A 19,562-nucleotide genomic window follows, 5' to 3' on the forward strand; every position below is an offset into this window, starting at 1 on the left:
AGCCCGATGTGGGGGTCCGCCCGTACACGGCGTGTCCGCAGGGGAGTTCGGCCATGACCTCTCCTGACAGGGTGGGGGCCGTGGAGGGCGGGGACTCCGATTGAGAGCGCTCTCTCAATCAGGAGTTGTCTACCCCCGTCCGCAAGGGCCGTCAAGGCGCCGATCCAAGTGCGCACGTCAAAACAGGTGGGCCAGGACGCGCCGGCGGGCGCGCGCCCGCCGTTCAGGGCTTGACGCCCACCCCGGCGAGGCCGTGAAGCTCCGCTCGGTCGTAGGGCTCCTCGGGTGCATCGGGGCGCCACAGGGGCAGCGGCACGATCCCCGGCTCCATGAGGTCGAACCCCGCGAAGAACGGCCGCAGTTCCGCGGAACCGCGCATCACGAGCGGCGTCGGCGTCCGCTCGTACACCTCTTGCACGGCGCGCTGCCCCGCAGGCGCCGGGCCGTGGTCGAGCGTCGCGTGGGTCAGGACGAGCACGCTGCCCGGCGCGAGCGCGTCGCGGAGAGCGGCGATGATGTCCGCGGGCCGGTCCGTGTCCCGCAGGAAGTGCACGACGGCGACGAGCATCAGCGCGACAGGACGGGAGAGGTCGAGCAGGCGCGTGCCGGGATGGGCGAGCACCGCCTGCGGGTCGCGCAGGTCCGCGGCGACGATCGTCGCATCCGGGTTGCCCTCAAGCACGGCCCTGCTGTGCGCCACCGCCACCGGATCGTTGTCGACGTAGACCACCCGCGCGCCGGGCCGCGCCGCCTGCACCACCTCGTGCACGTTGCCGAAGGTCGGTATGCCGGATCCGATGTCCAGGAACTGCGTAATGCCCCGGTCCGTCGCGAACCGCAGGGCGCGCTGCATGACGGCACGGTTCGCCCGGGCGATGGCGGGGATGCCCGGCATCGAGTGCAGCGCGGAGCGTGCCGCCTCCCTGTCGGCCTCGAAGTTGTGCGAGCCCCCGAGGAAGTAGTCGTAGATGCGGGAGACGTTGGCCCTGGTGATGTCGACGCCGCGGGGCGCCCAGGAGGGTCGGTCGGTCACGGCGGGTTCCTCCGGATCAGGTCGCGCGATGCTGCTGCGCCCATGACCCTACTGAACGTCACCGGGCCGGCGGCCGCGGCCGTGACCCAGGGGCCTTCATGCCGGCCGGGGCGCGACGGCGCCCGTACGTGTCGCAGGGCGACTGGGGCGCGAGAGGGCGTCCGGTGCGTGAGATGGCGCCCGGTGAGGGGGTTGACTTCCGAGATGGTTAGTACAGAGCCTAGACATACCCCGGACGGTAGTCCGTACGAACAGTCCTGTGCGAGGTTGGCATGCAGAGAATCGGCATCATCGGCGGTGGCATCCGCGGCTCCATGTACGCGCACTCCCTGCGCGGCTTCCCCGGCGCCGACGTGCGCGCCGTGTGCGACCTTGCGGAGCCCGTCGCGCGCAAGGTCGCCGACGACTTCGGCCTCAGCGCGTACACGGACCACCGGCGCATGCTGGCCGAGCAGGAGCTGGACGCCGTGATCGTCGCGACGCCCGATTTCGCGCACCGGCAGGCGGCCGTCGACGCCGCGTCCGCCGGTTGCCACCTGCTGGTGGAGAAACCCCTCGCGACCACGCGCGAGGACGCCGATGCCATCGCCGCGGCCGTACGCGCCGCGGGCGTCCAGTGCATGGTCGGCTTCGAGAACCGGTGGAACCCCGCGATCAGGCAGCTGCGCGAGCGGTCGGCGGCCGGCGCGCTGGGAAGAGTCCTGACGCAGAACATCCTGCTCAGCAACACCTACTTCGTGCCGACGACGATGATCGGCTGGGCGGCGAAGTCGTCCCCTGCCTGGTTCCTGATGAGCCACACCGTCGACGCGGCCGCATGGGTGAGCGGGCGCACCGTCACGGCTGTCGACGCGCGCGGTTCGCGCGGTGTGCTCGCCGCTCGGTCCGTCGACACCTGGGACGTGGTGCACGCCCTGCTGACCTTCGACGACGCCACCACGGCCAACCTCACGTCGACGTGGGTGCTGCCCGACTCGATGCCCTCCGTCGTGGACTTCCAGTACCAGGTGATCGGCGAGGGCTCCGCCATGTACGTCGACCTCCAGGACCAGAGCGTCCGGCAGGCCGGCCCCGAGGGGTTCCGCTGGCCCGGCCTTCTCGGCGGCGAGATTGACGGACGCCTCCAAGGGCCGCCCACCTGGATGGTGCAGGACTTCGTCTCCCGCCTTGAGCGGGGGGAGCCGGTCGGTCCTGGACTCGACGAAGGGGCGGCCGTGACGGACGTCGTCGTGGCGATACACGAATCGCTCGAGTCCGGGAACACGGTCCCCGTCGGTGCCGGTACCCGGGGCTGACAACGCCCCGGCAGGAGAGTCACGAACCCGGCCGCCCGGCCGCCCGGCCCACCGCGCGGCCGAACGGCCGAGGCCGCGATCAAAGGAGCGCACGTTGTCCCGAACCGCCGGCACGGACACGGCCGAACCCGGCACGCAGTCTGCGGGCGCCGGCCGGCCGCTCGGCACGAAGGTCGCCGTCGTCGCGGCGGCGCTCGGCCTCATCTACGGTTACGACTCCGGCTCCATCAGCGGCGCGCTCGTATTCCTGAAGAAGGACTACGACCTCAGCACGCTGTGGGTCTCCGTGATCACGTCCATCGTGGTGTTCGGCAGCCTCGTGGGAGCCGCGGTGGGACCGAAGGCGGCCAACAGGCTCGGCAGGAAACTCACGATGATCCTCGTCGCCGGGGGCTTCGCGGTGTTCGCGGCGCTGAGCGCGGTACCCATCGGTGTGTGGTGGCTGACCGGCGTCCGGCTGCTGCTCGGCGTCACGATCGGACTGTCCACCGTGGTCGCGCCGGTATTCATCTCCGAGTTCGCCTCGGAGCACAACCGCGGCAGGCTCGGCACCGCCTACCAGTTCTTCACCTGTGCGGGCGTGATCATCTCGCTGGTCGTGGCATGGGCGCTGTCGGGCGGCGGCTCGTGGGAGGCCCTGCTCGGCATCTCCGCCGTCCCCGCCGCCGTGGTGCTCCTCGCCCTGCTGCGCTTCCCCGACAGTCCGCGCTGGTACGCCATGCGAGGACGCTACGACGAGGCCAGGGCAACCCTCGTACGGGTGGAGCCGGACAGCGACACGGACGGCCGACTGGCCGCGATCCGGGCCGACCTGGCCCAGGGCGAGCAGGGCACCTTCCGGGAGATCTTCACCCGGCGCTACGCGCGCGCCACGTTCTTCGTCATCGCCTTCGGCTTCTTCGTCCAGATCACCGGCACCAACACGATCCTCTACTACAGCCCGCTGATCTTCGACAAGGCGGGCATCGCCGACGCCTCGGAGTCGATCCTGCTGTCGGCCCTGGTCCAACTCGTCGCGGCGGTCGGCGTCGTCCTGTCCATGCTCGTGGTGGACCGCTGGGGCCGCCGCCCGCCGCTCCTGATCGGCACGGTGGCCATGGTCGCGGGGCACCTGGTGATGGCCCTGGTGTTCGCTCGGCACACCATCACTCCTGGCGCCGGCTACGCCGCCGTCGCCGGCATCGGCATCTTCTACCTCGGTTTCTACTTCGGCATCGGATCGCTCATCTGGGTCTACACCGGCGAGGCGTTCCCCGCCCGGCTGCGCAGCGTCGGCGCCGCGGCCCTGCTGCTCTCCGACTTCGTGGCCAACCTCATCGCCACGTTCGCCTTCCCCGGCGTCCTGTCCGATCTCGGCGGCTCGGTGGGATTCGGTGCGTTCGGCGTGCTGTCGCTGCTCGCCCTCGCCTTCCTGTACCGGATGGCCCCGGAGACGAAGGGACGTTCGCTGGAGGAGATCCGGGGCTACTGGGAAAACGGCGGCCACTGGCCGGCGGTCCCGCCCGGCAGCCAGGGCTGAGACGCGCGGACGCGTGCGGACAGGCGAGTCGACCGCCCTCAGCGGACCAGCCCGAGCGACTGGGAGAGCACGATCCCCGCAGCACCCAGCAGTGTGGCGTGGTCGTCGTCCCTCGCGAGGACGATGTCGGGCGGACCGCCGGGGTGCGGCAGCACCCATCCGGTGACGTGGCGCTCGATCGCCGAGCGCAGAGTCTCGCCGCCCGCGACCACGTCGCCGTGCAGCAGGAAAAGGCCGGGTGCCAGCGTGTGCTGCAGGTTGACGATGCCGACCGCGATGTTGCGCGCGTAGCGGTCGAGGAGTTCCAGGGCCGCCGGGTCGCGGCGCGCGGCGAGCGCGGTGAGCCGCCCGGGCGTCATCTCCCGCGCCGCGGGCAGGCCGAGGCGCCCCGCCTCGCGGCGCAGCCACACTCCGGTCGCTACGGTTTCCCAGCAACCCCTGCGACCGCAGTTGCACACCTCGCCGTCCAGGGCCACGACGCTGTGCCCGATCTCGCCACCGGCACCCGACCTGCCGCGCTGCACGGCGCCGTCGAGGACCAGCCCCACACCGAGCACGTCCGCGAGGTACAGCGAGGCGAACGACCGCACCCCGCGGGCCTGTCCGAACCAGCGGTCGCCGAGCGCCTGGGCGCGCGGATGGTGGTCGATGTGCACGGGCAGCCCGAGCCGCTCCGAAACGAGGGGCGCGAGGGGCAGTCCGGACAGTGCGGGGGCCAGGCTGACCTCGACGATGGTGCCCGTGTCCGTGTCGACCATGCCGCCGGTGGCGATGCCCACGCCCAGGGCGCGGCGGCCGTCGGCAGGCAGCACCCGCCTCAGGCAGTCGACCACGAGGTCCACGGCGGGCGAGCCGTCGGCGGCCTCGGCCGGGAACGTGCCGCTCGACGTCGCGAGCACCTCGCCCACAGGACTGACCGTCGCGGCCTCGACGCGTCCCGGCATCAGATGCACGGCGGCGATCGGCTGCCCGTCGCGGGAGAACCACAGGGGCCGGGCGGGCTTGCCGCCCACGGACCCGCTGGCGCGCGGCTCTCCCTCCACGAGGACGCCGCTGTCGAGCATGGGCTGAACGATGGAGCCGATGGTCGTGCGCGTCACCCCGGTGTGTTTCGCGAGGTCCGCGCGTGACAGGGGGCCCACGTCGTACAGCAGTTGCAGCACCCGCGTCCTGTTGGCCTCGTTGGCACTCACCCACGCGATGGTGCGGGACGGGCCTGGGCGTTCCCCCGCCGGCCTCGTGGCCGGGGTCACCTCGGCCCCACCGATCCTGACGACGTCTGCACGCCGCCAAGCCTACAGGGGCCTGCCGCACGCCCGGGCGGAGGTGAGGCGCCCGGACCGTGGCTCGGTGCGGCCTGATCCGGTGGGCGACGCGCGGTCGGCCCACCGGATCCGACGGAGTGGGTCAGCAGGCGCCGAGGTCCTGCCAGACACCCCACTGGCCGGTGGTGCCGGGCTCCTCGCCCGTCGTCCACCACTTCGCCTTCCACGTGTGCCCCTTGTAGGAGACCGTGTCACCGCCGACATAGATGGACGAGCTCTTCCAGGCCGTGGCCGTGCACGTGCCTGCGCCCGTGACGGTCAGCTTGTACGCGGCGGTCGCGGTCGACGGGCCGGCCGTGCCTTTCACGGTGAGGGTGTACGTCCCCGGGGCCGCCGACGACGTGGTGTGCACGGACAGCGTGGCACTGCTGCCCGCGGTCACCGAGCCGGGGCTGACGGTGGCCGTGACGCCCGCCGGCGCCCCGCTCACCGCGAGGTTCACCGAGGGGGCCGTCTCCCCGGTGGACGCGGTGCGGACAGTCGCCGTGGTGGAGCCGCCGGGCGCGACGGACCCCGACGAAGGGGACAGCGAGACCGACACACCGTTGGCCGGCGGGGTGGAGGACCCTCCGTTGAACGGCTCGAAGGTGTGACTGAACTGCCAGGTGCTCTGCGCGATGCCCGAGCACGTGTCGGAGCCGCCCTGACCAGGACAACCGCCATTGTCCCGCTGGAGCGCCCACATCGAGATCGTGTTGATGCCCTTGCTCGCCGCCCAGTTGTAGACGGTGGGCGCATTGGCCGTGGTGAACGTCTCGGCCGCGCCGAAGTCGTCGATGCCCGGCATCTCCGTGACGCCGATCATGTTCCACAGCTGCGCGTCGCTCTTCGACGGGTAGAGCGTGGCGAGTTGGTCGTGCAGCCCCTGCGCCGCCGTCTGCGTGTCGGTGGCCATGTCGTGACTGGCGCCGTCGTAGTAGTCGAACGTCATGAGGTTCACGACGTCGAGCTTCACGCCGTTCGAGACGGCGTTGCGCAGGACGGGCAGCCCGCTGCCGTCCCCCGCGGTACCGTCCGTGAGCCCGTGTGTCGTGGTGGGCAGCGTGTAGGAGAACTGCACCGAGCGCCCGTTGGCCGCCGCCCAGTCCTGGACCATCTTGACGGCCTTGTTGCGCCGGTCGATGCCGGCCGCGTTCGACAGGGACTTGTCCTCGATGTCCAGGTCGATGCGGCTGACGTCGTAGGTCGTGATGACCTTCTCGTAGGCGGCCGCGATGGAGGCCACGTTCGTGCAGCTGTCGGCGATCTCGGTCCCGCTGTCGTCGGCCGCGTAACCGCCGAACGACGGGATGACGTCTCCGCCGCCCGCCTGGATCGTGTCGATGTCCGCGCCGAACTGGGACTGGGCGACCGGCATGCTGCTGTCGCCGTTCCAGTAAGGAGTGCAGGAGCCGACGGACTGCGTCTGGAGGAAGGCCATCGTCAGGTACTTGTTCCCCGACTCCGAAGCCAGTTGGGACAGGCTGTCGCCGTTGTAGGCCTCGAAGTACGGCGCGAAGACGTGCGCGGGCAGCGGCGTGGCCGCCTGTGCGCTGCCGGCGCCTGTCACGGTGAGCCCGAGGGCGGCGGCGCCGGTGGCGATCGCCGCGAGCAGGGTGCGGACGGGTCTGCGAACGGGTCCGGGCATGGACCGTTCTCCCTTCGATGGGAGGCGGAAGGGCGGAGTAATGGTCTGGACCAATAATCTCGGTGCGCGGGCGCCTGTCAAGACATCAGGCGATACGCGTCGGTCAACTCTTGGGAATGCCGGCTCTTCGTGCCGCACTCCGCGCTCCACCGACCGCGACGCCGGACACGTCCCCGACCAGGAGCTTTCCCAGCCATCCCAGCCGCCACGATCCGTCCCGCTCCGTGCGCGAAGAGTTTCCCGGCCGGTCCCTTCCTGTTGGCCTTGCCCGGCTAATCTCCCCTCGCCCGGTCCGGCGCAGGAGAGGCACGTCCATGATCACCCCGGTCCACCACACCTCTACTCGCCGGCCCACGGCTGCCCTGATGCCGCCCCGGCGGCTCGGGGAGCGGAGCAGGGCCGTGGCTCCGCACGGGAACCCGGCCGAGCGCGCTTTGCGCGCAATCCAGTCGAGCGCCGGCAACCGAGCCGCGGCCCTGGCGGTGCAGCGGGCCGGGAGCGCGACGAGGGGCCAGGCGCCGGAGAACGGCAACGCGCCGACCGGATCGAAGAGTTACCGGGACCGGATCGCCGCGATCCTGGACAGGCTCAAGAAGAACCTCGAGTTCATCGACACCTTTGTCAAGGGCGTCCACGTCCCCGTCAACGCGGGCTTCTCCCAGCACGCCTCCGCCGCGGTGGACGAGGGTCTCAAACACACCGCCGGCGCCTCGGGCGCCGCCGCCGGTTCCGAAAACCTCCTCACCGAGGCCACCGGCGCCGTGCTCAGCTCCATGGAGGCGGTCAAAGCCGGCAAGGAGGCCGCGAAGCACAAGCGCGGGGCGGCCTTCCACGGCGCGAACAAGAAGGCCGCGTCCAAGACGGCCGACACGGTTGTCGGCGCCGCGGGCGCGGGAAAGTACGCCCTGGATGTCGCCAAGGGGCTGACCAAGGCCGAGCAGGCGGCGCACGCCATGACGGCGGCCGAGGCGAGCGGGATCGGCTCCGGTGCCGCCGGCGCCGTGAAGGGTGCACGCGCCGCGAGGCGTGTCGGGCTGACGGCGCGCAAGTACCGTGCCCTGAAACGGCTCGACGTGCCCGACCGTGCGGACGAGGCAGCCCTGGCTCGGCTGAACCAGGCGCGCGAGCAGGCCAATTGGGCTGCCGCCGAGGCGTACGTCGCGCTGGACGCCCAGTGGGGCCACGAGGGAGAGGACCGTTTTGAGCGTGTCTCCGATGCCATCGACACGGCCTGGACCGCGATGGGTGACGCCCGCGAAGCGGCCAGAGACCTGCAGCGCGCCGAGGACGCGAACACGATGAACACGGTGCGCACCTACGCGCTCGGCAAGCAGCGCAACAAGATCGGCAAGCAGGCCTTCACAGCCGTGGGCGAGTCCACCAAAGCCGCGGGCGGCATCGTGACGGCGGTGGCCGCCACGGCGGGAGGTGCCGGACTGGCCAGCAACCCCGTCGGCTGGGGCCTCGCCGCGGGGGCGGCCGGCCTCATCCTCGGCGTCACCGCCTACCGGGCGGGCCGCGCGGGCAAAAAGCGTTACGACGGAGCCCGCCACCCCGAACGCTGGGCGGCGGACAGCGAGAGCCCGGCGGCGCCCGCGTCCCGCGAGGACGCTCTCAAGGAGGCCCTGAAGTTCTGGAAGAAGGTGCAAAGCGGTGAACGTCAGGCCATGGCACGCAAGATCTACGGCCTGGCGGCGGGCGCGGACATCAGGGGGAGCGGTGACACGGCGGCCGAGATGCGGGACTCGGCACGGGCGCTCCTCATCGCCCTCAAAGCAGGCCCGGCCAACCAGCGGTTGACCCGCGAAGCATGGGCAGACTCCCTCAACGACCCTGCGAAGACCGCCGGCTGGATCACGGAGATCGCGGAACAGCTGTCCTCGGCGTGAGCGAAGGGCGGGGCACCGCGCCACCCCCGCGCGCCGCTCTGCGAGCGCCGCCGTCTTGACAGCACGTCCCATTGCTTGGTTGCTTGGCTGCGACAGGGTATGACCGAATGTTCGGTCGGCATCGTGGAGCGCCGGAGGGTTGCGTGGAGACAGACGCGGATGGGACGGACGTGGGAGGGAAGGACGGCGGCACGGCACAAGGCCCCGGACCCGCCGCGGCCATGTTCGCGCGCGACACCGCGTCGCGGGACCTGGGCATGGAGCTGACGGAGCACGGCCCCGGGACGGCCACCGTGACGATGACCGTCACCGGCCGCATGCTCAACGGCCATGGAACGGCTCACGGCGGCTTCCTGTTCCTGCTGGCCGACACCGCCTTCGCCTGCGCCTGCAACAGCGAGGGGCCGGTGACGGTGGCAGCCGCCGCGGACATCGACTTCGTGGCGCCCGCCCGCGAGGGCGACGTGCTCATCGCGTCCGCCACCGAGCGCACGCGGTTCGGCCGCAGCGGCATCTACGACGTGAGTGTGGCGTGCGACGGACGCGCGGTCGCCGAGTTCCGCGGCCGCAGCCGCACCGTCCGGACCCCCTCGGCACCCGGCGGGAACGGCTGACAGGCCGGCCGTTCAGCCGCCGTGCCGGACGCCGCGCCGCAACCTCAGCGGCGCGTAGACGACGAGCGCGGCCGCGAAGGCCACGTAGTAGGCGAGGTCCGCCCCGTGCAGTGCCCGGGCGACCGGCCCCTCGTAGAGCGTCGTGTCCATGAACGGCACAGCGGCGGCGAAGGCGGCCACGAAGGCGAGCAGCGCGGGCCACGACCGCCTTCGGCGTGCCGCTTCCGCCGCGAGGTCCACGGCGCTCCCGCCGCGCTCCCGGGACCGCGCGAGCCAGTCCACCGCGACGACGGCGACGAACCCCGGGATCCAGTAGCCGACGAACAGCAGCACGTTCTGGAAGCGGGCCGCCGTGTCCGCCGCGTGCATCCACAGCACGAGGGGAAACCCCAGGCAGGCGGCGAGTGCCGCCGCCACCGGCCGTGCCAGCCGCACACCCGCTGTCTGCAGCGCGAGGGAACCGCTGTAGTCGTTCATGGCGTTGCTGCACAACGCGGCGCACGCCACCGCGAGCAGGCCGAAGGCGCCGAGCGCGCCGCCGCCGAGCAGGGTGTCGACGCCCTTGGCGCTCTGGTCGGTGAAGACGGACGCACCCCACAGGCCGAGCGCCTGCACCGCGACGAAGGACGCACTGACCCCGAGGAGTGTGTACCAGAACATCCGCGTCCTGGACGTCTCCCTCGGCAGGTAGCGGCTGAAGTCGCTGGCGTACGGCGCCCAGGACAGCGAGAGGCTGAGCGCGACCGTGCTGGTCAGCATGAACGCGCCGAAGCGGTCGAGCCCGTGCGCCGTGCCGGAGGCGGCGGGATGCACACCGCCGAGCATCTTCACCGCGAGGATCGCGAACGCGACCGCGAGCGCCAGTGTCATGATCTTCTGCAGACGGTGTATCGCCTCGTAACCCAGCGCACCGACAAGCCCCTGCCCCGCGAGCATCACCAGCACGCCGAGCCAGAAGGGCCAGCCGAAGAGGCGGGCGAGCGCGTCACCGCCGAACAGGCCGATCAGCGCGTCCCACGCGACAGAGGACATCCACTGCAGTATCCCGGGGACGACGACCGCGCGCCCGAACGCCAGCCGGGCCAGCGGCAACTGGCCCGCACCGGTCCTGCTGCCCCACGTGCCCAGACCCGCCACCGGCACGGCGCCGGCGACCGTGCCGAGCACGACGGCCACCAGCGCCGTCGTGAAGTCGAGGCCCAGCACGACGCCCAGGGTCCCGGTGAACACGCCCGTCATCGTCAGGTTCGGCGCGAACCACACGGTGAACAGCCGGCCGGGCCCGCCGTAGCGCCGGTCCTCGGGCACGGGAGTGATACCCCGCGCCTCGATCCGCAGATCGCCGGGGGCCGCGGGCATCCGCCCGTCGAAGACGGACTCGCGCGGTGCGCCGGAGCGGCCGATCGCGGGTGCGTGGGAGCGTGGCATGGAAAGACATCCCTCCGCCAGTACGAACTGGTTCAGGTTCGGCGGGTGTGATCTCAGCCCCTCGCGGGGCACCCCGTGTCCGGTACGTACGCCAGCCTAACGCGCCATGCCGCCCGCGTCCGCGTCAGGGGATACGGGCCACGGCGGCATAGATGCCGGACACCTCGTCCTGAGGGGCCGGCGTGTCCTTGTACCAGTGCGGTGCCGGGACGAGACCGGGGTCCACGATCTCGAGTCCCTCGAAGAACGGCTCGATCTCGGCTCTGCTGCGCCACTTCGAGTCGATGCGGGACGAGTACGCGTCGTCGGGCCGGTGGAAGTCGAAGGTGCCGTGCGAGAAGACGAGGAAGCTGCCGGAGGGCATCGCGCCGACGAGCGTGCGGGTGATCCCGTACGGGTCCTGGTCGTCGGTGACGAAGTGCAGCAGCGCGACCAGCGACAGGCAGATCGGGCGATTGAAGTCGAGCAGGGAGCGCGCGTGGTCGAGGATCCCGCCCGGCTCGCGCACGTCGGCCTGCAGATAGTCGGTGGCGCCCTGCTCCGAGCTGATCAGCAGCGCCTCCGCGTGCCGCAGGACGATCGGGTCGTTGTCCGTGTACACGACCCGCGCGGCCGGCACGGTGCGCTGCGCGATCTGATGGAGGTTCGGCTCGGTGGGTATTCCGGTGCCGATGTCGAGGTACTGGTCGATGCCCCGGGAGGCTACCCAGCCCACGGCGCGGTGCATGAACGCGCGGTTGTGGCGTGCCCCTTGCGCGACGGCGGACGGCAGTTGCCCGCCCATGTCCTTGTCGACCTGGTAGTGGTCCTTGCCGCCCAGCAGGAAGTCGTACACGCGCGCCGGGTGCGGTCTGCTCGTGTCGATCTGCGGCTTGGGGCTGAATGCCGTCATCTGCTGCTCCACTGCCCGTCCCTGGCCCGGAAAAGCGCCCGGGCGGGCGCCGGTCCGGCAGCCCAGCGGGAGTATGTCACCTCCGCCCGGGCGCCGTTGGGCGCCGCCCGGTCACGCCGCCGGGGCGCGGGTCAGCACTGCGGAGCAAGGTCGTCGGCCGTGGCGCCGTCCGCTGCCGCCGCACCTGCTGCCACCGGCGCGGCCAGCGGCTTCGCGTAGCAGAGGCTGAGTTCGTCGAAGCGGTAGAGGCCGAACTTGGGACAGAGCACGTAGCCGGACGACACGTACAGGGACACGGCCTCCGGCTGCTTGGTGCCCGTCTCCAGGACCATCCGGGTGCGGCCCGAGGCGCGCGCGTTGTCCTCCAGGTCCGCCAGCATCCGCCGGGACAGGCCGTTGCCGCGTGCCTCCGGGATCACGTACATGCGCTTGATCTCCGCGTCGCCGTCCGCGTACCCCTCGTCGTTCGCGTCCTGCCGCCGCCAGCCGCCGGTGGCGATGGGGGAGCCGTCCTCGTCGTAGGCGATCAGGTAGAGGCCCCGGGGCGGCTCGAACATGGCGGGGACCAGCGGCGTGATGTCACCGTCGTCGCCGTATCGTTCGGCGTACTCCGACTGCACACGTGCGTTGAGCCGGACGGCGTCGGGGTGGTCGAAGGGGACCGTGCGGATGAGCATGCGGACTATCGTACATATGTGTCAGATGGGGGCGTCTCGCCCCTGTCCGCCCCGACCCCATCTGGCCTTCCTTGACGCCCTATTGACAGCCGCACGCGCCCTGCCTAGGTTCCGAACGTTCGGAAGACATCGTTGTCAAAACGTTGGGGAGTCGGACATGGCGGCAGCGCGGGGCAACACCTCACGACGGGGCTTCCTGGCCACGGGCGCGGCGGCGGCCGCAGCCGCGGGCCTCGGGGCGGCCGGGGCGGCGGCCCCGGCGGCCGAAGCGGCCACCCCTGGCCACCGGCGCGTCGAGTATGTCCTGCCGACGCTTGCCTTCGACGCGTCGGCGGTCCAGGACGAGCTCGGCACGGTGTACGACTCGGCGCTCACCGACGTGGTCGGCATCAACACGACGTACGCCGTTCCCGCCACGTACGACAAGGCCGGACTCGTCAGCTACCCGCCGGGCACCCTGGTACGGGCCGGCGGGGGATACCCGGAACCGCAGCGGTGGACGCGTGACGCGGCCATCAACGCCTGGAGCGCCGTCAGCCTCCTCGGCCCCTCGGTCGGCAGGAACACCCTGTGGTCCGTCGTCGACCCGGGGAAGGGGGACGACGGACCGGTCGTCCAGCAGGACAACCAGTGGTGGGACCAGATCGTCTGGGCCGTCGGCGCGTGGAACCACTACCTCGTCACCGGCGACCACGGCTTCCTGGAGGACGCCTACGGCGTCGCCTCGCGCACGCTCGCCCTGCGCAAGGCGCAGAACCTCAACACGTCCGCCGGACTCTTCCAGGGCCCCGGATACATGAACGACGGCATCGCCGGATACCCGGCGCCGCCCTGGACCCCGGGCATCGACTCCAGCTTCGTGCTGGACTACCCGCACACCGACGAGCTGATGGTGCTCTCGACCAACTGCCTCTACCACGGCGCCCACCTCGCGCTCGAAGGCATGGCAACCGCGCTCGGCCACCATGCGGCGGCCGCCGGGTACCGCAGGGCCGCCGCGTCCCTCAGGTCCGCGATCGACCGCCACCTGTGGCGCGAGGACGCGGGCACCTACGGCTACCTCGTGCACGGTGGCGATGCCGGGAAGGGGCGCCTCGACACCTCCCAGGAAGGCGCGGGCCTCGCGCTCGCCGTACTGTTCGGCGTCGCGGACAGGCGCAGGACCCGGCTGCTGCTCGACGGCGCGCACTGGCAGCCGCACGGCATCGTCAACGTCTGGCCGCACTTCGAGCGCTTCAGCGACGACCGCCCGGGACGCCACAACGTGATGGTGTGGCCGATGGTGCACTCGCTGTTCGGCCACGCGGCCGCGCAAGGCGGCAGGACCGACCTGTTCGCCCGCGCCGTGACCGAACTGGCCGCACTCGTCAAGGGCACCGGCGGCAGCTTCTACGAGCTGTACCACTCCGTGACGGGCAAGGTCGACGGCGGCTGGCAGACAGGCGGCAGCGGCACGCTGACCCACTTCGACTCCCAGCCGGACCAGGCCTGGTCCGCCACCGGCTACCTGCGGCTCATCCACCACGGCCTGTTCGGCCTGCGCCCGTCGGCGGACGGGCTGCGGTTCGCGCCCTCGCTCCCCGAGGGGTGGGGCGACGTGCGGCTCCAAGGCCTCGCATACCGGGACATGACACTCGACATCGAACTGACGGGGGCGGGCGATCAGGTCCACGCGTGCATGATCGACGGCCGGCGCGCCCGCACCGCGTCGCTGCCCGCGCACGGCGGTGGCCACCACACGGTCCGCATCGCGCTCGCGGGCTCGTGACCCGGTAGGCGGCCTCCGGTCCGGCGCCGCTCACCCCTGCGATCATGGCGATGCTTCGGCACCGCGCTCGCCGGGCAGGTGGTCGCACATCAGGGTCGACGAAAGGAGTGCCGGCGTGGCTGGGATTCGGACGGTGGCACTGCCCTCGGGCGAGCGCGTGCCCGCTCTCGGGCAGGGCACCTGGCGCATGGCTGGTGATCCCGCCCGGCGCGCCGAGGAGATCGCGGCCCTCCGGCGCGGCGTCGACCTCGGGCTGACACTGATCGACACGGCGGAGATGTACGGGCACGGCGCCTCGGAGGAACTCGTCGGCGAGGCGGTACGCGGCCGCAGGGAAGACGTGTACCTGGTGAGCAAGGTGCTGCCGTCCCACGCGGACCGCAAGGGCACCGTCGACGCGTGCCACGCGAGCCTGCGCCGCCTCGGCACCGACCGCATCGACCTCTACCTGCTGCACTGGCGCGGAGACGTGCCCCTCCACGAGACGGTCGAGGCCCTCGACGCCCGCGTCTCCGAGGGCAGCGTCGGCGCCTGGGGCGTCTCCAACCTGGACGTCGACGATCTCGCCGACCTGCCAGGCGGAGCCGTCCCCGCAACCGACCAGGTGCTCTACAACCTCACACGCCGCGGCCCCGAGTACGACCTGTTGCCGCGCTGCCGGGAACTCGGCGTCCCGATCATGGCCTACTCGCCGGTGGAGCAGGGCCGGCTGCTGGGCCACCGGACAATCGCCGCCGTCGCCGCAGCGCACGGGAAGAGTCCCGCCCAGGTCGCCCTCGCCTGGGTGCTGCGCAGGGGCGACGTCATCGCCATCCCGAAGGCGTCCACCGCCGCGCACGTCGAGGACAACCGCGCCGCCCTCGACCTGCGGCTCACGGACGAGGACCTCGCCGCCCTCGACCGGGCGTTCCCGCCCCCTGCCGGCAAGCAGCCCCTCGACATACTGTGACCGCCCCACCGGCCACGGGCCGTACCGCCGGGACCGTACGGCACGCTGCGGTGCGCCCTCACCGTGCGGGCCGTCCCGCACAGCCGATGCAGCACGTCGCCGTGGGGCGCGCCGCGAGGCGCGCGGCGGCTATGGGGCCGCCGCAGCGCTCGCAGACCCAGTACTCGCCGGTGGCCACCCGGCGGGCGGCCCGGTCGAGGGCCTCCAGGTCGCCGCGGGCCTGTACGAGGGTGTCACGCAACTGGGCCCGTTCGAACGCGACGGTCGCCCCCTCGGGATCGTGCTCGTCGTCGTCGCCTGTCAGGGCGGACGCCGCCACGACGTCGTCCCACAGCCTCGTCAGCGAGCCGACCAGCCGCGCCGTGCTCTCCCGCTTCCCGGCGATCAGCTCTGAGGCGGCCTTGCGCCGCTCCACCGCCGGTCCCTCACGCTCGATGCCCTCGTCCACTCAGCCCCTGACGCGTATTCCGTACTGATTATTCCCCTCCGCACCGATTTGGTGGGTGATGAGATGCGGCGGCACGGCCGGCCCGGGCAAGCCGCGTACTCGATCGACAGCCCGGGCGCGGCCGGGCTCAGCGCGCCGCCCGGTCCGCCGGCTCCGCGACGAACACCGGGATGACCCGGTCCGTCCTGCGCTGGTAGTCCGCGTAGTCGGGGTAGGCCTCGACGGACCGCTCCCACCACTCGTCGCGCTCCGCGCCCGAGGCCTCGTGTGTCACGTAGTCCCCGCGCGCCGGGCCGTCCTGGATCTGCACATGCGCGTCGGCCCTGAGGTTGTAGTACCAGACCGGGTGGCGCGGCGCGCCGCCGAGGGAGGCGACCAGCGCGTACCGCCCGTCGTGCTCCACTCGCATGAGCGGGGTCTTGCGGACGGCGCCCGACTTGTTGCCGCGCATGGTCAGGACGACCACGGGCCGTCCCTTCAGAAGAGTGCCTTCGGCCCCTCCGCTGCTCTCGATGAGCGCCACCTGGTCCCTGGCCATCGAGGAGGAGCTGGGCTCGTACGAGCCGTCCATCGGCATGCTGACCGCCTTTCGTGCGTCGTTCGCTGACGTGACAACCGATACCAGCCGCCCGGCCCGTCGAGCCGCTTCCCGCCATGCTCGGTGTGGCACGCCGACCGCGTGGGTGCCCGTACGGCCCCCTGGCACCGAAGACCGGGGGCGGCCGCACCGAATCGGCTGCGACCACCCCCGGCCGAGTGCCGGCTGAACGCGACCGCTACGCGGTCGCCACCGCGAACACGTGCATCACGCCGCCGGACACCGTCGACGGCAGTGTCACGCTCGCCAGCTGCTTGCCTGCCTGCAGGGCGATCGGTGCCGTCGCGAAGACGTCCGTGCCCACCGGGTCGGGCCCGCTGCTGAGCGTGTCGCGGTACGAGGTTTTCACGGCGACCGTGTTGCCGAAGGACGGCTGCTGCGAGCCGCCCCCCAGGGTCCAGTCGCTGAAGCCGATGTCCGCCTGCTGCGTCGTGCCGTCGGTGTACGTCAGCGTGACCGTGCCCTTGGCCGTGCCCTCGGCGGCGCTGCCCAGCAGGCTCAGCTTGGTCGCACCCGCGGCCGGCTGCACCGCGACGACCTGGCCGGTGGCCGGCTGACCGGGTGTGACCTGGATGTTGTCCGGGTCGCCCGGCTGGACGTCGGGCCACGTGAAGGAGAAGCCGCCGGCCGACACCGTGCCGCCCGGGACCGCGCCCCCGGCCGCGAGCGCCTGGGCGGAGTAGCTCCAGCCCTCACCGTCGAAGTTGCCCTGCGGCTTCGCGTCGTCCGAGACCCCCTTGCTGTTGAGGTTCCACAGCACGCTGTTCTCGGGGGCGACCGTCACGGACACCGACGATCCCCGCAGCTCCTTGCCTCCGGAGGAGAAGGTGACGGGCACGGTGTAGAACCCCGGCTTGGTGCCGGCGTCCGCCTTCACGGACACCTTCGCGCTCGCCGAGCCCGAGGCCGGCACCGCGAGGTCGCCCTGGGACGGGGTGACGGTGACACCCGTGGGCGCCTTCGCCGTCCAGTGCACCGTGGTGGCATGGTCGTCGATAGTCTGCGCCCGCACGGTCGTTGCGGCCGCGTCACCGCCGGGCACCGCCTTCAGCGAGCCCGTGCCGACCCCCGTGAACAGGCGCGTGCCGCCACCGGGGAACGACGGGGGAACGTCGGAGGCGGCGCTGCCCCACGCCTTGTCGGGCGTGCTGCCCAGCGTGTAGTCCAGCGTCCCGCCCCTGCTGACGAACGACGCGGGCACCCACGGCTTGCCGGAGCTCCTGCCGTTGACCCTGAGCCCCTGGATGTACGTGTTGGACGCCGAGGCCCTGGGTGCGTTGACCCTGATGGTCCTGCCGTGGCCGGTGTGGACCACCGCGCGCGGGAACAGAGGCGCGGAGAGCACCATGTCGGCTCGGCTGGGGACCTGCGGGTACATGCCCAGCGCGGAGAAGACGTACCAGGACGACATGGTCCCGGCGTCGTCGTTGCCCGGGATGCCGCCGGGCGTGTTCGTCCACAGCTGGTCCATCTCGGCCCGCACGGTCTCCTGCGTCTTGTACGGGGCGCCGAGGTAGTCGTACAGGTAGGGCGCGTTGATGTCCGGCTCGTTGGTCGGGTCGTACCGAGTGCCGTCCTTGGCCGAGAAGTCGAACTTGCCGTCCGGCGTCCTGAAGAAGGCGTCGAGACGCTGCACCGCGGCCTTGTCGCCGCCCATCGCGGCGGCCAGGCCCGCCACGTCCGAGTACACCATCCAGGTGTAGCGGGCGCTGGTGCCCTCGACGAAGCCGCTGCCGGTGTCGGGCGTGAACGTGCCGGACCAGGTGCCGTCGGAACGCCGGTCGCGGATGTAGCCGCCCTGGGGCGTCGCGTTCGGGTCGAAGACGTTGGTCCAACTGCCCGACCTGGCCAGGAAGTCCTTCTGGTCCTTGCGGTCGCCTGTGGCTCCCGCGAGTTCGGAGATGCCGAAGTCGGCGGCCGAGTCCTCCAGAGTCTCCGCGGCGCCACCCCAGCAGTGGCAGTTGTCGGCCGGCACGTACCCCAGCTTCAGGTACTGGTCGAGAGCCGGCCGCTGACCCACGCACTCGACGTTGCAGCCCGCGCTGCTCGAGTCGTTGGCGGTCGGCACGGTGGCCGCCTTGACCAGCGACTTCAGGGCGCCCTTCACGTCGAAGTGGCGGCCGCCGAAGGCGTAGATGCCGGCGAGGGCGGCGTCCGACGGGTCGCCCGACATGACGCTCGTCTTGCCGTTCTCCAGCAGCCAGCGGTCCCATTCGCCGCCACGCTGGTTCGCGTAGTTGTACAGCGATTGCGCGTAGTCGCTGCCCGCCGTCGGATTGAGCAGCGTCAGCAGCTGCACCTGGGCCCGGTACTGGTCCCAGCCGGAGAAGGTGCCGTACTGCGCGTGCTGGCCCCTGGCGAGCCGGTGCGTCTTGCGGTCGGCGCCGAGGTACTGCCCGTTCACGTCACTGGTGAGCGTCGGCTCGAGCATCGAGTGGTACAGCGCGGTGTAGAACGTGCTGCGCTGGTCGTCGGTGCCGCCGCCGACCTGGATCTTGGACAGCGCCCGCCGCCAGGCGTCGGCCGAGCGCGCCTTGACCGCGCCGAACGACAGCCGGGGTGGGTTCTCGGCGCGCAGGTTCGCCTCCGCGTTCCGCTCGCTGACGTAGCTCACGGCCACCTTCGCCTGAACATTCTTCGTCCCCTTCTTGAAGGTGACGAAGCCGCCCGAGCCCTTGCCCGCGACGGGATTGCCCGAAGAGCTGTAGCCGGTGCCGCCCTCGGCCGATGTGGAGCCGGCGTCGAGGGTGCCGTCCTTCCAGGTGCCGACCTCGGCGAAGGGCTTGTCGAAGTGCGCCGTGAAGTACAGCGTGTACAGGTCGTGGCGGTTGTTCGCGCTCTGCGGCCCGCAGAAGTTGCCCGCGGTGACCGAGCCGGTCACCGTCCGGGCCGCGGCGTCGATGTGCACGGTCGCGTCCGTGCTGCCGCTCTCCGAGTTGGAGGTGCGGAAGAGCATGCTCGCGGGCTTGTCGGCCGGGAAGCCGAACTCCCCGGTTCCGGTACGGTCCGTGGTGGTGAGGCGGACGCTCGCACCGCTGTCCAGACCCACCTTGTAGTAGCCGGCGCTCGCGGACTCGTTCGCGTGGGAGAACGTCGAGGCGTAGGTGGCGTCCTTGGTGTCCGCGGTGGGCGAGGACGTCACGTTCCCCACGATGGGCATGATGGGGATGTCGCCGTTGGCCCCTGAGCAGCCGACGCCGTTCAGGTGGGTGAGGCTGAAGCCGCGGATCTTGTTGGCGTCGTAGCGGTAGCCGCCGGGTGCCGGGGTCGACACCTGGTTGCCGGTCGAGTTCTGCGGGCTCCACGCCAGCATGCCGAAGGGCCGGACCGCGCCCGGGTACGTGTTGCCCGCGTTGGAGCTGCCGATCAGCGGGTTCACGTACGGAACGGGGTTGTGGACCATGCCGCGGCCGGCGTGGGACATGGTGGCGGCGGAGGCCGGCGCCACGGTGAGGGCGGCCCCCAGGGCCGCCATGGCGCCGACCGCGACGGAGCCCAGC

The 19,562-nt window shown here is 71.6% G+C and carries 15 protein-coding genes and 1 riboswitch; of the genes, 6 read left to right on the forward strand and 9 right to left on the reverse strand.

The window, feature by feature from the left end; translation table 11 throughout:
* Window positions 1–223: 223 nt before the first annotated feature.
* Window positions 224–1,033, reverse strand: a complete 810-nt coding sequence (locus IH48_RS0117645) for an SAM-dependent methyltransferase (protein ID WP_030904835.1) — start codon at window positions 1,031–1,033, stop codon at window positions 224–226.
* A gap of 272 nt (window positions 1,034–1,305) precedes the next feature.
* Between IH48_RS0117645 and IH48_RS0117650 the strand changes: the two genes are divergently transcribed.
* A complete protein-coding gene (locus IH48_RS0117650) occupies window positions 1,306–2,328 on the forward strand; it encodes a Gfo/Idh/MocA family protein (protein WP_030904838.1) in 1,023 nt (340 codons plus the stop codon).
* Between the two features lie 94 nt (window positions 2,329–2,422).
* Window positions 2,423–3,847, forward strand: coding sequence for a sugar porter family MFS transporter (locus IH48_RS0117655; RefSeq protein WP_158710316.1), 1,425 nt, complete (start codon window positions 2,423–2,425; stop codon window positions 3,845–3,847).
* A gap of 38 nt (window positions 3,848–3,885) precedes the next feature.
* Here the strand turns inward: IH48_RS0117655 and IH48_RS0117660 are convergent, their stop codons facing one another.
* The gene (locus IH48_RS0117660; RefSeq protein ID WP_234434293.1) at window positions 3,886–5,040 is read right to left on the reverse strand and encodes an ROK family protein; all 1,155 of its coding nucleotides are present in this window, start codon (window positions 5,038–5,040) and stop codon (window positions 3,886–3,888) included.
* Between the two features lie 214 nt (window positions 5,041–5,254).
* The gene (locus IH48_RS0117665) at window positions 5,255–6,799 is read right to left on the reverse strand and encodes a glycosyl hydrolase family 18 protein (RefSeq protein WP_030904846.1); all 1,545 of its coding nucleotides are present in this window, start codon (window positions 6,797–6,799) and stop codon (window positions 5,255–5,257) included.
* A 401-nt stretch (window positions 6,800–7,200) separates the two neighbouring features.
* Between IH48_RS0117665 and IH48_RS0117670 the strand changes: the two genes are divergently transcribed.
* Entirely contained in the window at window positions 7,201–8,688 is a 1,488-nt protein-coding gene (locus IH48_RS0117670) for a hypothetical protein (protein WP_234434294.1), read from the forward strand.
* A 221-nt stretch (window positions 8,689–8,909) separates the two neighbouring features.
* Window positions 8,910–9,302 (forward strand): hydroxyphenylacetyl-CoA thioesterase PaaI, encoded by a 393-nt coding sequence (paaI, locus tag IH48_RS0117675; protein WP_051839975.1) that lies wholly within the window; start codon window positions 8,910–8,912, stop codon window positions 9,300–9,302.
* Between the two features lie 12 nt (window positions 9,303–9,314).
* Here the strand turns inward: paaI and IH48_RS0117680 are convergent, their stop codons facing one another.
* From IH48_RS0117680 to IH48_RS0117690, 3 genes are all read right to left on the reverse strand, one after another.
* Entirely contained in the window at window positions 9,315–10,730 is a 1,416-nt protein-coding gene (locus IH48_RS0117680; protein ID WP_051839977.1) for a cytosine permease, read from the reverse strand.
* A riboswitch (TPP riboswitch) is annotated at window positions 10,723–10,816 on the reverse strand. It overlaps the preceding gene by 8 nt.
* A gap of 38 nt (window positions 10,817–10,854) precedes the next feature.
* Window positions 10,855–11,622 (reverse strand): SAM-dependent methyltransferase, encoded by a 768-nt coding sequence (locus IH48_RS0117685; protein ID WP_030904858.1) that lies wholly within the window; start codon window positions 11,620–11,622, stop codon window positions 10,855–10,857.
* Between the two features lie 131 nt (window positions 11,623–11,753).
* Complete coding sequence (locus tag IH48_RS0117690) at window positions 11,754–12,299, reverse strand: GNAT family N-acetyltransferase (RefSeq protein ID WP_030904861.1); 546 nt, start codon at window positions 12,297–12,299, stop codon at window positions 11,754–11,756.
* 157 nt (window positions 12,300–12,456) lie between these two features.
* Between IH48_RS0117690 and IH48_RS0117695 the strand changes: the two genes are divergently transcribed.
* Window positions 12,457–14,067 carry an MGH1-like glycoside hydrolase domain-containing protein gene (locus IH48_RS0117695; RefSeq protein ID WP_030904863.1) on the forward strand — a complete coding sequence of 537 codons (1,611 nt, stop codon included), beginning with the start codon at window positions 12,457–12,459 and terminating at the stop codon, window positions 14,065–14,067.
* 115 nt (window positions 14,068–14,182) lie between these two features.
* Entirely contained in the window at window positions 14,183–15,016 is an 834-nt protein-coding gene (locus tag IH48_RS0117700) for an aldo/keto reductase (protein WP_030904866.1), read from the forward strand.
* A gap of 58 nt (window positions 15,017–15,074) precedes the next feature.
* Here IH48_RS0117700 and IH48_RS0117705 read toward each other — a convergent pair whose 3' ends face one another.
* The 3 genes from IH48_RS0117705 to IH48_RS0117715 form a co-directional block, all read right to left on the reverse strand.
* Window positions 15,075–15,464, reverse strand: coding sequence for a TraR/DksA family transcriptional regulator (locus tag IH48_RS0117705; protein WP_234434295.1), 390 nt, complete (start codon window positions 15,462–15,464; stop codon window positions 15,075–15,077).
* Between the two features lie 127 nt (window positions 15,465–15,591).
* Window positions 15,592–16,041, reverse strand: coding sequence for a nitroreductase family deazaflavin-dependent oxidoreductase (locus IH48_RS0117710; RefSeq protein ID WP_030904872.1), 450 nt, complete (start codon window positions 16,039–16,041; stop codon window positions 15,592–15,594).
* Window positions 16,042–16,240: 199 nt separating this feature from the next.
* The gene (locus IH48_RS0117715) at window positions 16,241–19,537 is read right to left on the reverse strand and encodes a GH92 family glycosyl hydrolase (RefSeq protein WP_051839979.1); all 3,297 of its coding nucleotides are present in this window, start codon (window positions 19,535–19,537) and stop codon (window positions 16,241–16,243) included.
* Between the last annotated feature and the right edge of the window lie 25 nt (window positions 19,538–19,562).

This window comes from Streptomyces sp. NRRL F-5126 (genome assembly GCF_000721265.1).
Lineage (GTDB): Bacteria > Actinomycetota > Actinomycetes > Streptomycetales > Streptomycetaceae > Streptomyces.

Coding starts and splice junctions, on each gene's coding strand:
- IH48_RS0117650 (WP_030904838.1), top strand. CDS start 1,306: ATGCAGAGAATCGGCATCATCGGCGGTGGCATCCGCGGCTCCATGTAC.
- IH48_RS0117665 (WP_030904846.1), bottom strand. CDS start 6,799: ATGCCCGGACCCGTTCGCAGACCCGTCCGCACCCTGCTCGCGGCGATC.
- paaI (WP_051839975.1), top strand. CDS start 8,910: ATGTTCGCGCGCGACACCGCGTCGCGGGACCTGGGCATGGAGCTGACG.
- IH48_RS0117680 (WP_051839977.1), bottom strand. CDS start 10,730: ATGCCACGCTCCCACGCACCCGCGATCGGCCGCTCCGGCGCACCGCGC.
- IH48_RS0117685 (WP_030904858.1), bottom strand. CDS start 11,622: ATGACGGCATTCAGCCCCAAGCCGCAGATCGACACGAGCAGACCGCAC.
- IH48_RS0117690 (WP_030904861.1), bottom strand. CDS start 12,299: ATGCTCATCCGCACGGTCCCCTTCGACCACCCCGACGCCGTCCGGCTC.
- IH48_RS0117695 (WP_030904863.1), top strand. CDS start 12,457: ATGGCGGCAGCGCGGGGCAACACCTCACGACGGGGCTTCCTGGCCACG.
- IH48_RS0117710 (WP_030904872.1), bottom strand. CDS start 16,041: ATGCCGATGGACGGCTCGTACGAGCCCAGCTCCTCCTCGATGGCCAGG.
- IH48_RS0117715 (WP_051839979.1), bottom strand. CDS start 19,537: ATGGCGGCCCTGGGGGCCGCCCTCACCGTGGCGCCGGCCTCCGCCGCC.